General features: G+C 33.7%; 13 protein-coding genes. 9 read left to right on the top strand and 4 right to left on the bottom strand.

Annotated elements, in window-relative coordinates:
* Positions 1 to 207: 207 nt before the first annotated feature.
* The 4 genes from BM183_RS06935 to manA form a co-directional block, all read right to left on the bottom strand.
* Positions 208 to 1,149, bottom strand: a complete 942-nt coding sequence (locus BM183_RS06935; RefSeq protein ID WP_091685575.1) for a GDP-mannose 4,6-dehydratase — start codon at positions 1,147 to 1,149, stop codon at positions 208 to 210.
* Positions 1,150 to 1,189: 40 nt separating this feature from the next.
* Entirely contained in the window at positions 1,190 to 2,224 is a 1,035-nt protein-coding gene (gene gmd, locus BM183_RS06930) for a GDP-mannose 4,6-dehydratase (protein WP_091685573.1), read from the bottom strand.
* A gap of 31 nt (positions 2,225 to 2,255) precedes the next feature.
* Positions 2,256 to 3,326 (bottom strand): mannose-1-phosphate guanylyltransferase, encoded by a 1,071-nt coding sequence (locus BM183_RS06925; protein WP_091685571.1) that lies wholly within the window; start codon positions 3,324 to 3,326, stop codon positions 2,256 to 2,258.
* A gap of 90 nt (positions 3,327 to 3,416) precedes the next feature.
* Positions 3,417 to 4,349 (bottom strand): mannose-6-phosphate isomerase, class I, encoded by a 933-nt coding sequence (gene manA, locus BM183_RS06920; RefSeq protein ID WP_091685569.1) that lies wholly within the window; start codon positions 4,347 to 4,349, stop codon positions 3,417 to 3,419.
* A gap of 440 nt (positions 4,350 to 4,789) precedes the next feature.
* Between manA and BM183_RS06915 the strand changes: the two genes are divergently transcribed.
* The 9 genes from BM183_RS06915 to BM183_RS06875 all read left to right on the top strand — a co-directional run bounded on the left by BM183_RS06915 (position 4,790) and on the right by BM183_RS06875 (position 16,313).
* On the top strand, positions 4,790 to 5,659 hold the full coding sequence (locus BM183_RS06915; RefSeq protein WP_091685568.1) for an ROK family protein: 870 nt from the start codon (positions 4,790 to 4,792) through the stop codon (positions 5,657 to 5,659).
* 179 nt (positions 5,660 to 5,838) lie between these two features.
* Entirely contained in the window at positions 5,839 to 7,722 is a 1,884-nt protein-coding gene (locus BM183_RS06910; protein ID WP_330392352.1) for a polysaccharide biosynthesis protein, read from the top strand.
* A gap of 46 nt (positions 7,723 to 7,768) precedes the next feature.
* Positions 7,769 to 8,779 carry an SAM hydrolase/SAM-dependent halogenase family protein gene (locus tag BM183_RS06905; protein ID WP_330392351.1) on the top strand — a complete coding sequence of 337 codons (1,011 nt, stop codon included), beginning with the start codon at positions 7,769 to 7,771 and terminating at the stop codon, positions 8,777 to 8,779.
* 13 nt (positions 8,780 to 8,792) lie between these two features.
* Positions 8,793 to 9,350: an ECF-type riboflavin transporter substrate-binding protein gene (locus BM183_RS06900; protein ID WP_207650137.1), complete on the top strand. Its 558-nt coding sequence runs from the start codon at positions 8,793 to 8,795 to the stop codon at positions 9,348 to 9,350.
* 91 nt (positions 9,351 to 9,441) lie between these two features.
* Positions 9,442 to 11,160: an ABC transporter ATP-binding protein gene (locus tag BM183_RS06895; protein WP_091685566.1), complete on the top strand. Its 1,719-nt coding sequence runs from the start codon at positions 9,442 to 9,444 to the stop codon at positions 11,158 to 11,160.
* A complete protein-coding gene (locus tag BM183_RS06890) occupies positions 11,153 to 11,980 on the top strand; it encodes an energy-coupling factor transporter transmembrane component T family protein (protein WP_170847913.1) in 828 nt (275 codons plus the stop codon). Before BM183_RS06895 ends, BM183_RS06890 begins: the two co-directional genes overlap by 8 nt.
* Positions 11,981 to 12,150: 170 nt before the next feature.
* Positions 12,151 to 13,251, top strand: coding sequence for an AAA family ATPase (locus BM183_RS06885; protein ID WP_170847912.1), 1,101 nt, complete (start codon positions 12,151 to 12,153; stop codon positions 13,249 to 13,251).
* A gap of 183 nt (positions 13,252 to 13,434) precedes the next feature.
* Positions 13,435 to 13,848 (top strand): hypothetical protein, encoded by a 414-nt coding sequence (locus BM183_RS06880; protein ID WP_242960902.1) that lies wholly within the window; start codon positions 13,435 to 13,437, stop codon positions 13,846 to 13,848.
* Positions 13,849 to 14,675: 827 nt separating this feature from the next.
* Positions 14,676 to 16,313: a type I restriction-modification system subunit M gene (locus tag BM183_RS06875; protein ID WP_091685563.1), complete on the top strand. Its 1,638-nt coding sequence runs from the start codon at positions 14,676 to 14,678 to the stop codon at positions 16,311 to 16,313.
* Positions 16,314 to 16,619: the final 306 nt, after the last annotated feature.

Below are 16,619 nucleotides of genomic sequence, written 5' to 3'. Positions count from 1 at the left end.
GTCTTTGATATTCCGCCTAGAACATGTCATATCTATACCTTGGAATCATTCCTTTTTAGGATACATAACTATTATGAGTATCGATTTCAAAAACTATAAAAAAGCTTTTATTTTACTGGTTATAATTCTAAAAAAAGTTTAAAACTAATAGATTATTATATAAAAGTATTCTAGAATCTTTATTATAAGATCCCAGAATACTTCTTCTTATAAAGCTAATCTCCAGTAATTAATAGTTGATTGGATTGTATTAAGTAAGTTTATCTCAGGTTGCCAATTAGTGCAAGAAATAAATTTTGATACATCTGCTTCTATAATAGCTACATCTACTGGCCTCAATTTATCATGATCAACTTCAACTTTAATTTCTACTTTTGACATTTCTAATATCATCTTCAAAATATCTTCAATAGCAACAGCTTTTCCACTTCCAACATTATAGGTCTCACCCTTTTCTCCTTTTTGTATTAGAAGGGAATATGCTCTTACAACATCTCGTACGTCAGTAAAATCTCTTTTAGCACTTAAGTTACCAACTTTAATAACCGGATCCCGCAATCCTTTTTCAATCTCTGCAACCTGCTTACAGAAGTCAGCCACTACAAACATTGGAGCTTGTTTCGGACCAATATGGTTGAATGCTCTAACCATTATAACATCCATTTGATATGCATCCGCATATATTTTACCAATCATGTTTTGGCAAGCTTTTGTTGCTGCATAAATATTACCCGGTCGGGTTGGATTTGTTTCTGCTATTGGTGTCTCATCAGGAAGAATGTGACCGTATTCTTCACCAGAGCCAATTAAAAGAACACGTGGTTTATAATCTAATTCTCGTATTGCATCTAATACATTCACACTGCCTTTAATGTTAACATCAATAGTAAGAGATGGATTTTTCCATGAGAGAGAGACGGAACTTTGTGCAGCTAAGTGGAATATGTAATCAGGTCTTACATATTCCAATAATTTATTTATTGCATTTTTGTCTAGTATATCAAGATTAAAGATGGATATATCTTCTCTTTCTTCAATCGTTTCATGCTCTAGTTTCGTAACAGCAACTGACCATCCGCAATCATTGAGCAGATGGTCAATTAGATAACTTCCTACAAAACCGGCACCTCCAATTATTAATGCTTTCATGAGATCCCTCCGTTTTTGTAATAACCTTTATGAATCATTTCTAATTTAATTTGCTGATTTTAATTTCTCTTGTCACTAATTCCATATCATTTTTAACCATTCTTTCTACAAGGTTAGCAAATGGTATTTCACGTTTCCAACCAAGAACAGTTTCAGCTTTTGTTGGATCTCCTAATAGGATATCTACTTCAGCTGGGCGGAAGAACTTAGGATTTATTTTTACAATTGTTTTTCCTGTAGTTTTATCAATTCCAATTTCATCTACACCTGTCCCTTGCCATTCAACAGTAATTCCAACGTGATTAAAAGCAATTTCTACAAATTCTCTAACTGTTCTAGTCTCATTTGTTGCTATTACATAATCGTCTGGAGTTTCTTGCTGAAGCATTAACCACATAGCTTTTACATAATCTTTGGAATGGCCCCAATCACGTTTAGAATCCATGTTACCTAATTCTAAATGATCTTGAACTCCTAATTTAATTCTAACTACTGCATCCGTAATTTTCCTTGTAACAAATTCTTTACCACGTCTTTCACTTTCATGATTGAATAAGATACCACTACATGCATATAGATTATAACTTTCACGGTAATTTTTAGTTATCCAGTGACCATATAATTTAGCTACTCCATATGGACTTCTTGGATAGAACGGAGTAGTTTCTTTCTGTGGAATCTCTTGTACAAGACCAAACATTTCACTTGTGGAAGCTTGATAGAAGTGAGCAGATGGTTTTACGGTACGAATTGCCTCTAACATATTAGTAACACCCAGTGCGTTAATATCAGCAGTAGCGATTGGTTGTTCCCAACTAGTCGCTACAAAGGATTGCGCCGCAAGATTATATACTTCATCTGCTTGGGATATTATCATTGCATTAATTAGTGATATAACATCAGTCATATCTGCATAGATAAAATTAATCTTGTCCTTAATATGGTCAACATTACCGTAATCCACAACACTTTTTCTTCTCATAATGCCATATACATTATATCCTTTTTCTAATAACAATTCTGCAAGATAAGATCCATCTTGTCCTGTAATTCCTGTAATTAATGCATTTTTCATAATTTTATACTCCTTTGTTAATATTATATAATTAGATATATTCATTTCTATTACATATTTTTAGATTCTCTAAAACTTTTTTAATATCTCCAGCACTGTCTTTTTGACATATAAGAGTTGCATCTTCGGTATCTACTATTATAAGGTTTTCAATACCCACAGTAGCAATGAGCTTATTGCCACCTTCTATAATACAATCTTTAGAATCAATAGTAATTACATTACCATCAACAACATTACCATACTCATTGGTTTTTTTTATGCGCTCGACCGCAAGCCAAGAACCTACATCATCCCATCCAAAAGTTCCAGGTAATGTATAGATATTTTGGGATTTTTCCATAATGCCATAATCAATTGAGATAGACTGAAATTCACGGAACTCTTTTTCAAGTACAACTTCTTCTGTTTCTGTTCCAATGGCTTCACGTATTTTAAGAAGTCCTTGATATGTATCTGGCATAAATTCATTCATTTTACTTAATATAGAAGAAACTTTCCATACGAACATGCCGCTATTCCATAAGTATTCTTCTGAGGCAATGTACTCTTTAGCGAATTCCAGATTAGGTTTTTCAACAAAACGGTCAACTTGAAAAGATCTTCCTTCATACATAGAAGGATTGAACTTTATGTAACCATATCCAGTTTCAGGATAATCTGGTGTTATACCTATCGTTATTAAATTACTATTTTTTTGTGCTATTTCACTTGCGTCTTTTAATGTGTTTATAAACATACTACTATACTTAATCAAATGATCAGAAGGTAGTACCATCATAATAGCATCATCATATTTTTTAGATATATGTATTGCTCCTAAACCGATACAAGGTGCTGTATTTCTACTATATGGTTCACATAAGATATTTTCTTTTGGAATATTAGGAAGCTGTTCTAAAACAAGTGATTTGTAGTCTTTATTGGTAGAAATAAAAATATCTTCTATATTTACAATTGGAAGAATTCGTTCTACTGTTAGTTGAATCATTGATTTACCATCACCCGTAAGTGATAAAAACTGCTTTGGCATTGTTTTCCTACTTTTTGGCCAAAAGCGTTCTCCACGGCCACCGGCCATGATAAGTGCTGTCATTTTCATAGGTATTTATCTCCCTTATTGATTTTTTCTTTTGAATTACCTTAAATAGTACTATATTTTGGGGGTATTTGCAATAAAGAATCTTTCCCTTTAAACGTTTGATTTAATTAGACTCATATTACCTGACAATGTATATTGACCATATCCTGCAGGTAGTATAAAATGATCACCTTTAGCGATAGGAGTTCCATCAATTTGACCTTCACCGTCTATTACACTTAAGATAGTAAAGGGCTCATTTTGCAAAAACGTTTGTTTTCCAATTACCATAACTTTACTTACTGTATAATAGCTACAGGATATTAGCTTTTCTTCAATTCCCTGTTCATATGTAGTGATATCTTTTTTACTCTTAATATCCTTATGAGGATAACTGATAACATCTATACATTTATCAATATGTAATTCTCTTGCCTTACCATTAAATAAACGGTCATAGTCATATAATCGATAAGTTATATCACTATTTTGCTGTGTTTCAAGTATTAAAGTTCCGGCTTTTATAGCATGTACGGTTCCAGGTTCAATTTGAAAAAAATCACCTTCTTTAATGGGTAGTAAACGAATTAATTCCTTCCAGCTATGATTGTTTATCATAGCTTTCAATTCCGTTTTGCTTTTTGCATTATGACCGATAGCAATTTGTCCATCAGTGTTGCAGTCTAGAATATACCAACATTCCGTTTTGCCCAGAGAACCGTTTTCATTTTCTTTGGCATAGGTATCATCTGGATGTACTTGTATACTTAAATCCTCTTTAGCATCAATGATTTTTATTAGTAAGGGAAATACATCTCCGTCTAGATTGCCAAATAGATACCGATGGTTATCCCATAGAGAGCTTAAACTGTTTCCCTTATATCTTCCTTTCTTTATAGTGCAATCTCCATTGGCATGTGCACTAACGGCCCAGCATTCGCCCGTATGATTACTTGGAATCTCATATCCAAAGTCAGTTCTTAGGCGTTCACCACCCCAAATCATTTCCTTAAATACTGGCTCTAAAAATAGTATAACTTTCACTGTTGCCTCCATTTTAATATTGATGTGAATAATCTATATTTAAATTTACTAATTAATATAATAACACATTTTTATAGAAATGGATATATAATACTGGTTAAAAATTTTGGTAACTCTTTATTATATATAAAACCTAATTCTCTTTTCTTATCAGACTTATATTAACCTGAATAAAACTGTCATAACTCGTACCTTTAGTAAGGTGAATCATTAGATTTGTAAGACTAACTTTGAGAGTCATTACATAGTAAAATATTTCAAATTAAAGAAAAAACTAATTGAAGTAAAACGGGTTATATATATGGATGTAAAGATATAGCACTTGTTTTACTAAATATTGACTTAATGCTATTTGGCACTTATACTAAATTATAGATACTACGTAAAACAAGATAATTGTCATGTTAAGCTTATTAGGAAATGTTATGGAGGTAGAATAAATGCTATTTGGTGCATTAGAAGCTGGTGGAACTAAAATGGTTTTAGCGATTGGGAATGAAAATGGTGAAATATTAGAACAGGTATCTATACCAACTGAAACACCTGGTATTACTATTCCGAAAATTATTGATTATTTTATGAATAAGAATATTTTAGCTTTAGGAATTGGTTCCTTTGGTCCAATTGATTTGAATAAAGAATCAAAAATGTATGGATATATTACCTCAACACCTAAGGTGGCATGGGCTAATTATAATATTGTTGGAAGCATTAAAAATTCCTTATCTATACCAATCGGTTTTGATACAGATGTGAATTGTTCAGCATTAGGAGAAGCAACATGGGGAAGTACCAAAGGCTTGAGTAATAGTATTTATATTACTGTCGGTACTGGCATTGGAGTTGGTGTTTATATAAATGGTGAATTACTACATGGAATGCTTCACCCTGAGGCGGGTCATATATTAATACATAAACATCATAAAGATACTTTTAAAGGCGTATGTCCTTACCATACAACATGCTTAGAAGGATTAGCTTCCGGAACAGCCATTGAAAAACGATGGGGGAAAAAGGCAGAAGATCTTAGAGAATTTCCCGAAGTATGGAACTTGGAAGCTTATTATATTGGTCAAGCTATAGTGAACTATATTTTAACTCTTTCTCCTCAGCGTATTGTTTTGGGAGGTGGTGTAATTCATCAAAAACAATTATTTCCACTAATTAGAGAACAAGTTAAGGAACAACTTAACGGTTATATAAAAACAGATCAGATAGAACATATAGAGGAATATATAGTTCCTGCAAAGTTAAAAGATAATCAAGGAATTATGGGGTGTATTCAGTTAGCAAAACAAAGTCTACTATAATTCTTTTAGAGATGATTAATCAATTATGGTACTTGTTAGTATTAAGAAGGAATTACTTGTAACTATTTGAAAATTGTGTTAGTATACTTTTGATTTAACTTATTAAATTGAAGAAATAATGTCAGAGAATTTTTATAAAGGAAATTGTATCTTAAAAAAGATTTATATAGGTGACTATCGTGATAAAATTTATTAAAGATAAGAAATTATTTATACGTAGGCTGTTTTTGATTATTTTAGATGTTATTCTAATTAACATTTCAGCATATACAGCCCTTTTAGTGCGCTTTGATTTTAGATTAGCACAGGTTCCTACTAATTATGCGGATGCAGTTTTGTCTTATGCACTTATGAACACTGCCATAACTATCATAATATTTGCTCTTTTCCGATTATACAACAGTTTATGGAAATATGCAGGCATCGACGAATTAGTGAATATCATATTTGCCTGCGTAATTTCTGGTGGATTACAGCTCATCGGAATGCATTTTATTCGCCATATTCATGTTCCAAGAAGTTATTATCCACTTAGTACAGTATTTATGATGGGAACAGTTAGTGTTAGTAGGTTTTTCTATCGTTATGTAAGAAAGGTCTCTAGAAGTAATATTTCCGGAACGGTTCAAAGTCGAATTATGATTATTGGAGCAGGAGATGCTGCTAGTACAATCATTAGAGAAATAACTAGAAGCGAATATGTAAAAGGTACAGTAATTTGTGCAATAGATGATGATAAAGACAAGCTTGGAAACTACATACAAGGCATTAAGGTAGTTGGCGATAGAAATAAAATAATCGAAGCAGCTGAAAAGTACGAGATCACAGACATTTTCATCGCCATACCATCTGCACATAGACAAGCTATAAAAGAAATCCTTGAGATTTGTAAGGAGACAGGCTGTGCCCTTAAAATCCTTCCAGGAATGTATCAATTAATTAATGAAGAAGTCAGTGTAACAAGACTTAGAAATGTCGAAATAGAGGATTTACTTGGTAGAGAACCTGTTAAGATTGATATGGAAGGCATTATGAATTATGTAAGTGGCAAAGTGATTATGGTTACTGGTGGCGGTGGTTCCATAGGTAGTGAACTCTGTAGACAGATTGCAAAACATAAACCGAATCAATTAATCATTGTAGACATTTACGAGAATAATGCTTATTTTATACAACAAGAGATTAAGAATGACTACCCGGATATTGATTTGGTAGTTCTAATTGCATCTGTTCGTAATACTAAACGTATTAATAGCATTATGGACAGATATAGGCCTAACATTATATATCATGCGGCTGCACACAAACATGTTCCTTTAATGGAGGACAGCCCTAATGAAGCTATTAAGAATAATGTGGGTGGTACATATAAGATGGCACAAGCTGCCGATCGTTATGGTGTTGAGAAATTTATACTTATTTCATCAGATAAAGCAGTTAATCCTACCAATGTAATGGGAGCTTCTAAACGAATTTGTGAGATGATTATTCAAGAATTTAACAAACGTTCCAAGACTGATTTTGTTGCGGTTCGTTTTGGAAATGTTCTTGGAAGCAATGGAAGTGTTATTCCGCTGTTTAAAGAACAAATTCTTAGGGGTGGGCCCGTTACAGTTACTCATCCGGATATTATTAGATATTTTATGACCATTCCGGAAGCGGTTTCTTTGGTATTGCAGGCGGGTGCTTATGCAAAAGGCGGAGAGATATTTGTATTAGAGATGGGCGAACCTGTTAAAATCACAGAACTTGCAGAGAATCTAATACGTTTATCCGGATATGAACCAGGAAGAGATATAGACATAGAATATACAGGTCTTAGACCTGGGGAAAAGCTTTATGAGGAACTTCTCATGGATGAAGAAGGTTTACAGAATACAGAGAATAAATTAATTCATATTGGTAAACCCATTGAGATGGATGATGAGGCTTTCTTGAAAGCTGTAGAAGAATTAGATAAAGCAGCAAAAGAAGAGACGGATGATATTAGAAAGCTGATACAGAAAATCGTTCCGACATATGTAATAACAAATACAGACATTCAAGAAGATACTAAAAGATAGAATTTTATAAGACTGGCTAGTAATTATAGCTGGTCTTTATTTGTGAATGGAACCCATAACCAATTTTACCCCTAATACAGTTGAAATACATGAAATAAAAGCTTATAATATTATACAATATAAACGTGAAAATAGTAATGAAGATACTATCTATGGGAATAAAGAAATAATACTAAAACACAGAAAGGGCATAACTATGGAAAGAGCAATTGTTTTTCAATCAGACTTTGGTTTAGTAGATGGAGCAGTTTCTGCCATGCATGGTGTGGCATTTTCAGAAGATCAGAATATGAAGATTTTTGATTTAACTCATGATATTCCACAGTATAATATATGGGAAGCCTCCTATCGTCTAATACAAACCGTAGAGTATTGGCCTAAGGAGACGGTATTTGTTTCTGTTGTTGATCCGGGTGTTGGATCAGACAGGCGAAGTATAGCTGTTAAAACAAAAACAGGGCATTATGTTATAACGCCGGATAACGGTACATTGACTCACGTAAAACGAATGTTGGGTATTGAGGAAGCCAGATTAATCAATGAATCATCCAATCATTTGCCACATTCTGAATTATCCTATACCTTCCATGGTAGAGATGTATATGCGTATGTAGGAGCTAAAATGGCTGCAAAGCATATCGAATTTAGCAAAATTGGAGAAGAAATTCCCGTAGACAGTATTATAGAATTGCCGATTGTGAATCCTGTATATAAAAATGATGTGATTACAGGAACCATCGATGTATTGGATATTCGTTTTGGTAGTCTATGGACCAATGTAAGTTATGATACTTTCTCCAAGCTTGGAATAGAACGTGGAGAAAAAGTGGATATCTTGATTCAAAATGATACCAGAATTGTCTATCAAAACTTTATTACATATGGTAAATCCTTTGCTGATGTCCGTTTTGGAGAGAGTCTAGTATATATTAATTCCTTACAGAATATGGCAGTAGCAATCAATCAGGGGTCTTTTGCCAATGCTTATAACATAGGCACTGGCCTTAGCTGGAAGATTAAATTTAAAAAAGCTCCGCGTATGGTATACGCAGAATAAGGAGGGTACTTTTATGAGTAAAATGAAGTTTGGTATTCGTGAAGTTGTGGCAATCGGTATAGGAACGGCGTTGTTTATTGTTCTTTCCTATGTATCCATTCCCTTTGGGGTTATTCCCAATACTTCCATTCAGACAAGAATGGCTTTACTGGCATTCTTTTCAGCGATTTATGGTCCTATTGTAGGTGGTTCTGTTGGATTTCTAGGACATGCTATAGCTGATGCATTTCAGTATGGGGGTGTTTGGTGGAGTTGGGTAGTTTCGGATGCTATCTTTGGAATAATTGTAGGATTATTTGTTTCAAAATTCCTTATTGAACAAGGGGGATTTAAGAAGAAACAAATTCTTTTATTCAATGTAATTCAGGTTATAAGCAATGCCATTGCTTGGGTGGTTGTTGCACCAATTCTGGATATATTAATTTATGCAGAACCAGCCAATAAAGTATTTGTTCAGGGAGCCACTTCCCTTATCAGTAATTCAATTACAGTAGGTGTTATCGGAACATTACTGGCATATGCATATTCCAAAGTAAAAGCAGGGTCTTCCAGCTTATCGAAAGAAGATTAATCATTTTAAGAAGATGAAACATTTCAAGAAGATTAATCATTTCAAAAGAGATGGATTATAATACAGGACTAATTTTTGAAAGGACAAGCAGATGAAAAAGCCGGTCATTGAATTTACAGACTATTCATTTAAATATAGGACACAAAAGGAGCCTACGCTGCATAATATTAATCTGACAATTATGGAAGGAGAAAAGGTTCTGATTGTAGGTCCGTCCGGTTCGGGAAAATCAACACTAGCTCATTGTATGAATGGGCTAGTGCCTTTTTCGTATACAGGTGAAAGCACAGGTACCTTAAAGGTAGGAGGAAAAGATGCCAGTAAAAGCAGTATCTTTGAGTTGTCAAAAGATGTAGGTACTGTACTTCAGGATCCGGATGGTCAATTTATAGGTTTGACGGTAGGTGAAGATATTGCTTTTTCACTGGAGAATGCTTGTGTTCCCCTTAATCAGATGAAGGAAAAGGTACTGGAAGCCGCTAAAATAGTAGGTGTGGATTCTTTGCTTTCTCACTCCCCTCAGGATTTGTCCGGTGGGCAAAAGCAAAGAGTATCTATGGCAGGTGCTATGACCAATGATGTTAATATACTGCTTTTTGATGAACCTCTGGCTAATCTGGATCCTGCAACTGGTAAATATGCCATTGAGTTAATTGATGAAATTCATAAGAGCACAAAGAAAACTATAGTTATCATTGAGCACCGTTTAGAGGATGTACTTTATAAGAACGTGGACCGAATCATACTGGTTTGTGATGGCAGGATAAAAGCGGATTTAAATCCCGATAAGCTTCTGACGACGGACCTGCTGCAGCAGGAGGGCATTAGGGAACCTTTGTACATAACAGCAATGAAGTATGCAGGATGCCACGTAAGAGAGGAAGATTCTCCTTCCAATTTGGATAACATGAATATAGCACCTTATAAAGAACAGATTAGCCAGTGGTTTTCTTCCAGGATAGAACCTTTGGCAGCTGAAAAAAGAGAAGCACTGTTGGAGATAAAAGATATTTCCTTCTCTTATCAAAAAGGGGAAGAAGTTCTAAAGAAGGTTTCTTTCACTGTATATAAGGGAGATATGCTAAGTATCGTAGGAAGAAATGGTGCCGGAAAGTCCACTTTATCAAAGCTGATATGCGGTTTTCAAACTCCAGATAAAGGACAGATACTATACCAGGGAAATGATTTGGCTGGATATTCTATTAAAAAACGGGCAGAGAAAATTGGTTTAGTTATGCAGAATCCAAATCAAATGATTTCCAAGCCCATGATTTATGATGAAGTTGCCTTAGGTCTTGCAGCCAGGGGAGTTCCGGAAGAGGAAATTCGGCCAAGGGTTGAGGAAACCTTAAAAATCTGTGGATTGTTTCCTTTTAGAAATTGGCCCATTGCAGCACTGAGTTTTGGACAGAAGAAGCGGGTTACCATTGCCTCCATATTAGTTTTGAATCCGCAAATAATCATATTAGATGAACCAACGGCAGGACAGGATTTCAGACATTATACAGAAATTATGGAATTCTTAAGAGAAATGAATGAGAAAGTAGGAATTACTATTATTATGATTACTCATGATATGCATCTGATGTTAGAATATACCTCCAGATGTGTAGTTATATCTGATGGAACATTAATTTCTGACAGCACAGGAGCAAAAGTTCTTACAGATAGCAGCATTATTCAATCAGCCAGTTTAAAAGAAACTTCCCTTTATGAACTGTCCATGAAGTGTGGAATTGAGAAACAGGATGGTTCCGCATTTGTACAGCATTTTATTGAATATGATAAGGGGGTGCGTACTCGTGGCTAAGTTCTTAACCTATTCTCATGACGATACCTGGATACACAGACTTTGCGGTGCCACTAAGCTGATTTTTTTTATACTTTGGTCTGTGTTGGGTATGATTACCTACGATACAAGAGTTCTGTTAGCAATGCTCATAATTAGTATGATTGCATTTTACATGTCTAAGATAAAATATAAACAGGTTTCTATGGTATTTAAGGTAATTTGTCTGTTCTTAATTATTAATATCCTTGCCATATTTATCTTTTCCCCTTATGAAGGAACGAAGATATATGGAACCAGACATGATTTACTCCATCTATTTGGAAAATATACCCTTACCAAGGAACAGATTTTTTATGAATGCAATGTTGCTTTAAAATATTTTACAGTAATACCTGCCGCCCTTCTTTTTATCGTTACCACCAATCCAAGTGAATTCGCAGCTTCCTTAAACCGGTTAGGAGTGAATTATAAAATCGGATATTCCATATCTCTTGCTTTTCGCTATATACCTGACATTCAAAGAGACTTTAACGAGATAAAACAATCCCAGGAAGCTAGGGGAATCGATATGTCGAAAGATGTATCTTTGCCCACTAGAGTCAAGAGCATGGGCGCAATCCTATTTCCGCTTATATTTTCCAGTATGGAAAGGATTGATGTAATCAGTAATGCAATGGAATTAAGAGGATTTGGCAAGAGCAAAAAGAGAACCTGGTATACGGCAAGACCTTTTACCAGGATGGACTACATGGTGATTATATTTACCGTAGTATTTTCTATTATATCTTTAGTATTTACTTTTTATGATGGAAGTAGGTTTTATAATCCATTTATGTAGGCTGGTGCTAGGTTGGTGCCTGGCACCAACAACGGGCACCAACAACGAAAGAATAGTAAAGTTAAAATCTTAATGGTGCCAGTATAGATATATCTCATTATCTGTTTCTAAAACAGATTGTTACCATTCAAGGCTGATTAAAAATAAAGTTGCCAACAGACCAGAGATTTTTGTTTGCTTCTCTGGATGTTGGCATCTTTTTAGATTTTAGTTTCGAGATTGAGACGGCAACCACAATTGATGATATTAAGTATCGTATTGTATATGGTTTTTCCTTTAGCTGGATAAGAAATGATGGTGATGCGGCAAAGGTTGTTAATGAATATTTAAGAGTAAAGATTGATGAAATAGGGAAAAAATATAATCAACTCATTAGCCGCCAAGGGAATGAAGCTTTTTATAAAAGTTCAGAATCTGGCAGGTGTACAACTCCAACCCAGATAGAAGATTTGGAATTAGTAGCAAATAAACTTAAAGCATTTGATCAATTATATTATATAGAGATAATCAAGAGACTTAATGATTTAAGGCTATATATGGAGAATAATCTTGATGCAAAACAGTTCTATGTTCCGAATCCAATCATCAGAAAAGGCTTAGTAGAAAATTTCATTGACTCAGAAAATTTACCAAGAGTTATAGCAAAGTTAAAACAGGTGAACCCCAGCAAATTTGAATTACTACTTGATGCATATAAACAATTGTTTCCGGATATTGAAAGTGTAATTGTTAAGGAAATACAGATTAATAAAGAGGGGGATGTAGTTGTACCTGAAGATATGCCATTTATAGTGTCTAATAGCATTTATTTACTGTTTGTCCGTGATAAAAACCTGTCCAAATTAATTGATTTTGAATCAATGTCAGATGGAGCAAAAAGAGTTTTTATGATATTGACTAAGATAATGATGGCAAGCATGGAGGAAAGAAATATTTCATTAATTGCCATTGAAGAACCTGAGAATTCAATTCATCCATTCTTGTTTCGGACGTATTTACAGATTATAGAAGAGTTATTAGACGACTGCAAAGTAATCATAACAAGTCACTCTCCCTATGTTGTAAGTTTCATGGAATTAGATAGTATTTATGTGGGACGCCATAAAGAGGGTGGGATTGCAGAATTTTATGGATTTAGAAAGAGTAAAGAGAAACTTCTTATGGATGATGCTGATACAATTGGTATGACAATGGGTGATTATATTTTCTCTATGTTATCCGATGATGAAAGTAATATAGAAACATATCTGGAGAGTGACGGAGTTGAGTAAATGCTTGGCGCTATTTGTCGAAGGAAAGACAGAAGTAGAATTTTATAAGGAATTAATAAGGCATATCAGGGAAAACATTTGTCGGGAAATCTCGATCATAAAATTATTTGTAGAAGCATTAATGGCATCGGGGGATTTAAGAAAGAAGTTAATAGAATCTTTTTGAAAGAGGTACTCCCTAAATTGACAGGGTATCAAGTGACAGTTGCTTTATGTTATGATACTGATGTATTCGGCTATGCCCAGAAACCCAAAATAAATTGGATAGAGATAGAAAAGCTTCTGTTGGAAGATGGAGCGGATAAAGTCATACACATTAAAGCAGAAAAGTCGATAGAAGATTGGTTCTTAATTGATGAGGAAGGGATAATTCGATTTTTAAAATTAAAATCAGGTACACAACCCAATGGGAAAAATGGATATGAGAAGTTAAAGGCTCTTTTTAGCAAAGCAAATAGAATATATACTAAAGGAAAAGAGATAAGAGGATTTGTACAAGCTTTAGATATAGAATTAATTAGTAGAGAAGTGACTGATGGGCTTCATTTATTGTATAAAGAGCTTGGAGTACAGGGGGGTAAAAAAGAAAAAGAGTAAGCAGGTTGATCGGGTTAGAATGTGACAATAAAAAACTTAACTTATACGTTAAGTTTTGGAAAAGTTTTGGAAAGTTATTGCATAATTTAATTTGTTAAGATATACTGATGATGTATAACTAAATAGATAAACATAAGGGGAAAGTTAAGTATGTACCATGGAACTGAAATAGAACGTGGTTAAAGGATGATAAGATACCAAAGGATGGATTACAAACATTATTAAAAAGTTGAAGATTATAGTGATAAGATTGATTATGGTTCATTTAGTGAGAGGTTAAAGGACTTTGAGACATTTAGAGGGAGTTTGACTAGCCATACACCTATAAAACAATTTTTAGACAGGGGTGTTAATTATTGTAAATGGTAGAGCTTTAGTAGAAGAAGTAAAAAGTATTGAAAAATTTTTTCAAGAAATGTCAATTGAAGAATTTGATAAAATGATGTTGGAATGTGGTGCAGATTATATTAATGAAATTAAGGAAAGCAATTATGATTGCTTGTGATTCCAATTTACTGAACAAAGATATGTAAATAATATAGTCTCTAATTATGGGGATGAATTTGCAAAAGACTTTGCCTAACGTTAAAGTCTCTGAAAGTAGAGATTCAATGCTTACTGAGATGAAAATCAATATTTTTAAAGGCACTATTTTACTATAAATGTTAATAAGTATTTAAAGAAATAGCATTATATATGTAAATTTTGGACTCTTATTCAAAATAGGGTGGAATTCTTTGAATTCCACCCTATTATTGGTGCACCCAGCATGGGCGCAATCTAACGGGTTAAAGTCGTGTGTTATTAGATGTAAAGGAGAGGTTAAAATGAGTGAAAGCACAAAAGATTTAAAAACAGCACTTTGGAATAGTGCAAATGTAATGAGGGGAACAATGGGAGCTGAAGATTATAAAAGTTATCTTTTAGGACTTATCTTTTATAAATATCTGTCTGATAAATTACTTTATAGCTTAGTGGATTTATTAGATGAAAAAGCGAACACATTAGATGAAGCATTAGAAATTTATAGGAAAAATTACGAAGATGAGAGTATGAGAAATGACTTAGTTTCTGAATTGAAACATCAAATATCCTTTGTTTTAAAACCAGATTTGACTTTTACTGCCTTGATTAATAAAATAAATGATAATACCTTTCAATTAGAAGAACTATCTCAAGGATTTAGAGATATTGAACAATCAGATGAGACATTTAAAGACTTATTTCAGGATTTGGATATTTATTCAACAAAACTTGGAAATACACCACCGAAAAGAAATCAAATGATATCTAATGTAATGCAAGAGTTGTCACAGATTAATATTACCGTTCATGAAGGTGATATGTTAGGTGATGCATATGAATATCTGATAGGTGAATTTGCAAGTGACACAGGAAAAAAGGCTGGCGAGTTCTATACACCACAACCAGTGTCAAAATTAATGACCCAAATTGTATTCAATGGTAAAAAAGATGTATCGGGATTTACGATATATGATGCTGCTATGGGATCCGGCTCCCTTATGTTAAATGCTAAGAAGTGTTCAAACGAAGCCAATACAGTAATATATTTTGGACAAGAGTTAAACACATCAACATACAATCTTGCACGAATGAATATGATACTTCATGGCGTACCTGTTGAAAATCAAAATCTTCATAATGGAGATACTCTTGACAAGGATTGGCCAGTTGATGAACCTACAAATTTTGATGCAGTTGTCATGAATCCTCCCTACTCAGCGAATTGGAGTGCGGACAAAGGATTTATGACAGACCCAAGATTTAGTATGTATGGGGCACTTCCACCAAAATCTAAAGCGGATTATGCCTTTTTGCTGCACGGGTTCTACCACCTTAAGAATACTGGTGTAATGGCTATTGTTTTACCTCATGGCGTATTGTTTAGAGGAAATGCTGAAGGAAAGATTCGCCAGAAGTTATTAGAAGATGGTGCAATCGATACTGTTATTGGAATGCCAGCAGGAATCTTCTACAATACAAGTATTCCTACCACTGTAATCATCCTTAAGAAGAAAGAACGTGAAAAACGTGATGTACTATTTATTGATGCTTCAAAAGAATTTAAAAAGGGTAAAGCACAGAATACAATGAATGACGAGCATTTAGATAAGATACTTGATGCGTATATGAAAAGAATAACTATTGATAAATTTGCCTATTTGGCTTCCTTTGATGAAATAAAGGAAAATGATTTCAATCTCAATATTCCTCGCTATGTGGATACTTTTGAGGAAGAAGAACCAATAGATTTAGGTGAAGTTACGGCAGAGATTGCAAAAATTACAAAAGAGATAAAGAGCTCACAAGAATCATTAATAGAAATGCTTCAAGAATTAGTTGGGAATGATGATGAATCAAAAGCAGAACTAAAAAGTGCTATTAACAATTTGATGGAGGAAGATATGGAAAAGATAGAAGAGGATGGTGAGAAAAGTGAATAATGATAGGGTGCCAAAGATAAGATTTAAGGGGTTTACTGACGATTGGGAACAGCGTAAGTGTCTCTTCCCTTAAAAAAATATTTTTATGTATTTAATTTAGCTGAAAGCAAAGATAGTTCTTACTAAACAACTATTTTGGTTATATTTTTGCATTAATATTATCAACTCTTTGTTATATTGTATATTTTAGTTGTTATATTGTCAATATATTTTTATTACTTTTATATAATACCTTTTATATTTTATTACTTTAATCTATTAAAAAAAGAGAAGAATATCTGAAGTGTATCTTAAATGTTAGGCAAA

Source organism: Anaerocolumna aminovalerica (assembly GCF_900115365.1).
GTDB classification, from domain to species: Bacteria; Bacillota; Clostridia; order Lachnospirales; family Lachnospiraceae; genus Anaerocolumna; species Anaerocolumna aminovalerica.
The sequence above is the reverse complement of the archived record's forward strand: the minus strand, read 5'-3'. Positions and strand labels throughout refer to the sequence as shown.

Excerpts from the sequence above, each read along its gene's own strand:
- BM183_RS06895 (WP_091685566.1), top strand. The coding sequence starts at position 9,442 with ATGAAAAAGCCGGTCATTGAATTTACAGACTATTCATTTAAATATAGG.
- BM183_RS06900 (WP_207650137.1), top strand. The coding sequence starts at position 8,793 with ATGAGTAAAATGAAGTTTGGTATTCGTGAAGTTGTGGCAATCGGTATA.
- BM183_RS06925 (WP_091685571.1), bottom strand. The coding sequence starts at position 3,326 with ATGAAAATGACAGCACTTATCATGGCCGGTGGCCGTGGAGAACGCTTT.
- BM183_RS06915 (WP_091685568.1), top strand. The coding sequence starts at position 4,790 with ATGCTATTTGGTGCATTAGAAGCTGGTGGAACTAAAATGGTTTTAGCG.
- BM183_RS06905 (WP_330392351.1), top strand. The coding sequence starts at position 7,769 with ATGGAACCCATAACCAATTTTACCCCTAATACAGTTGAAATACATGAA.
- gmd (WP_091685573.1), bottom strand. The coding sequence starts at position 2,224 with ATGAAAAATGCATTAATTACAGGAATTACAGGACAAGATGGATCTTAT.
- BM183_RS06935 (WP_091685575.1), bottom strand. The coding sequence starts at position 1,149 with ATGAAAGCATTAATAATTGGAGGTGCCGGTTTTGTAGGAAGTTATCTA.
- BM183_RS06875 (WP_091685563.1), top strand. The coding sequence starts at position 14,676 with ATGAGTGAAAGCACAAAAGATTTAAAAACAGCACTTTGGAATAGTGCA.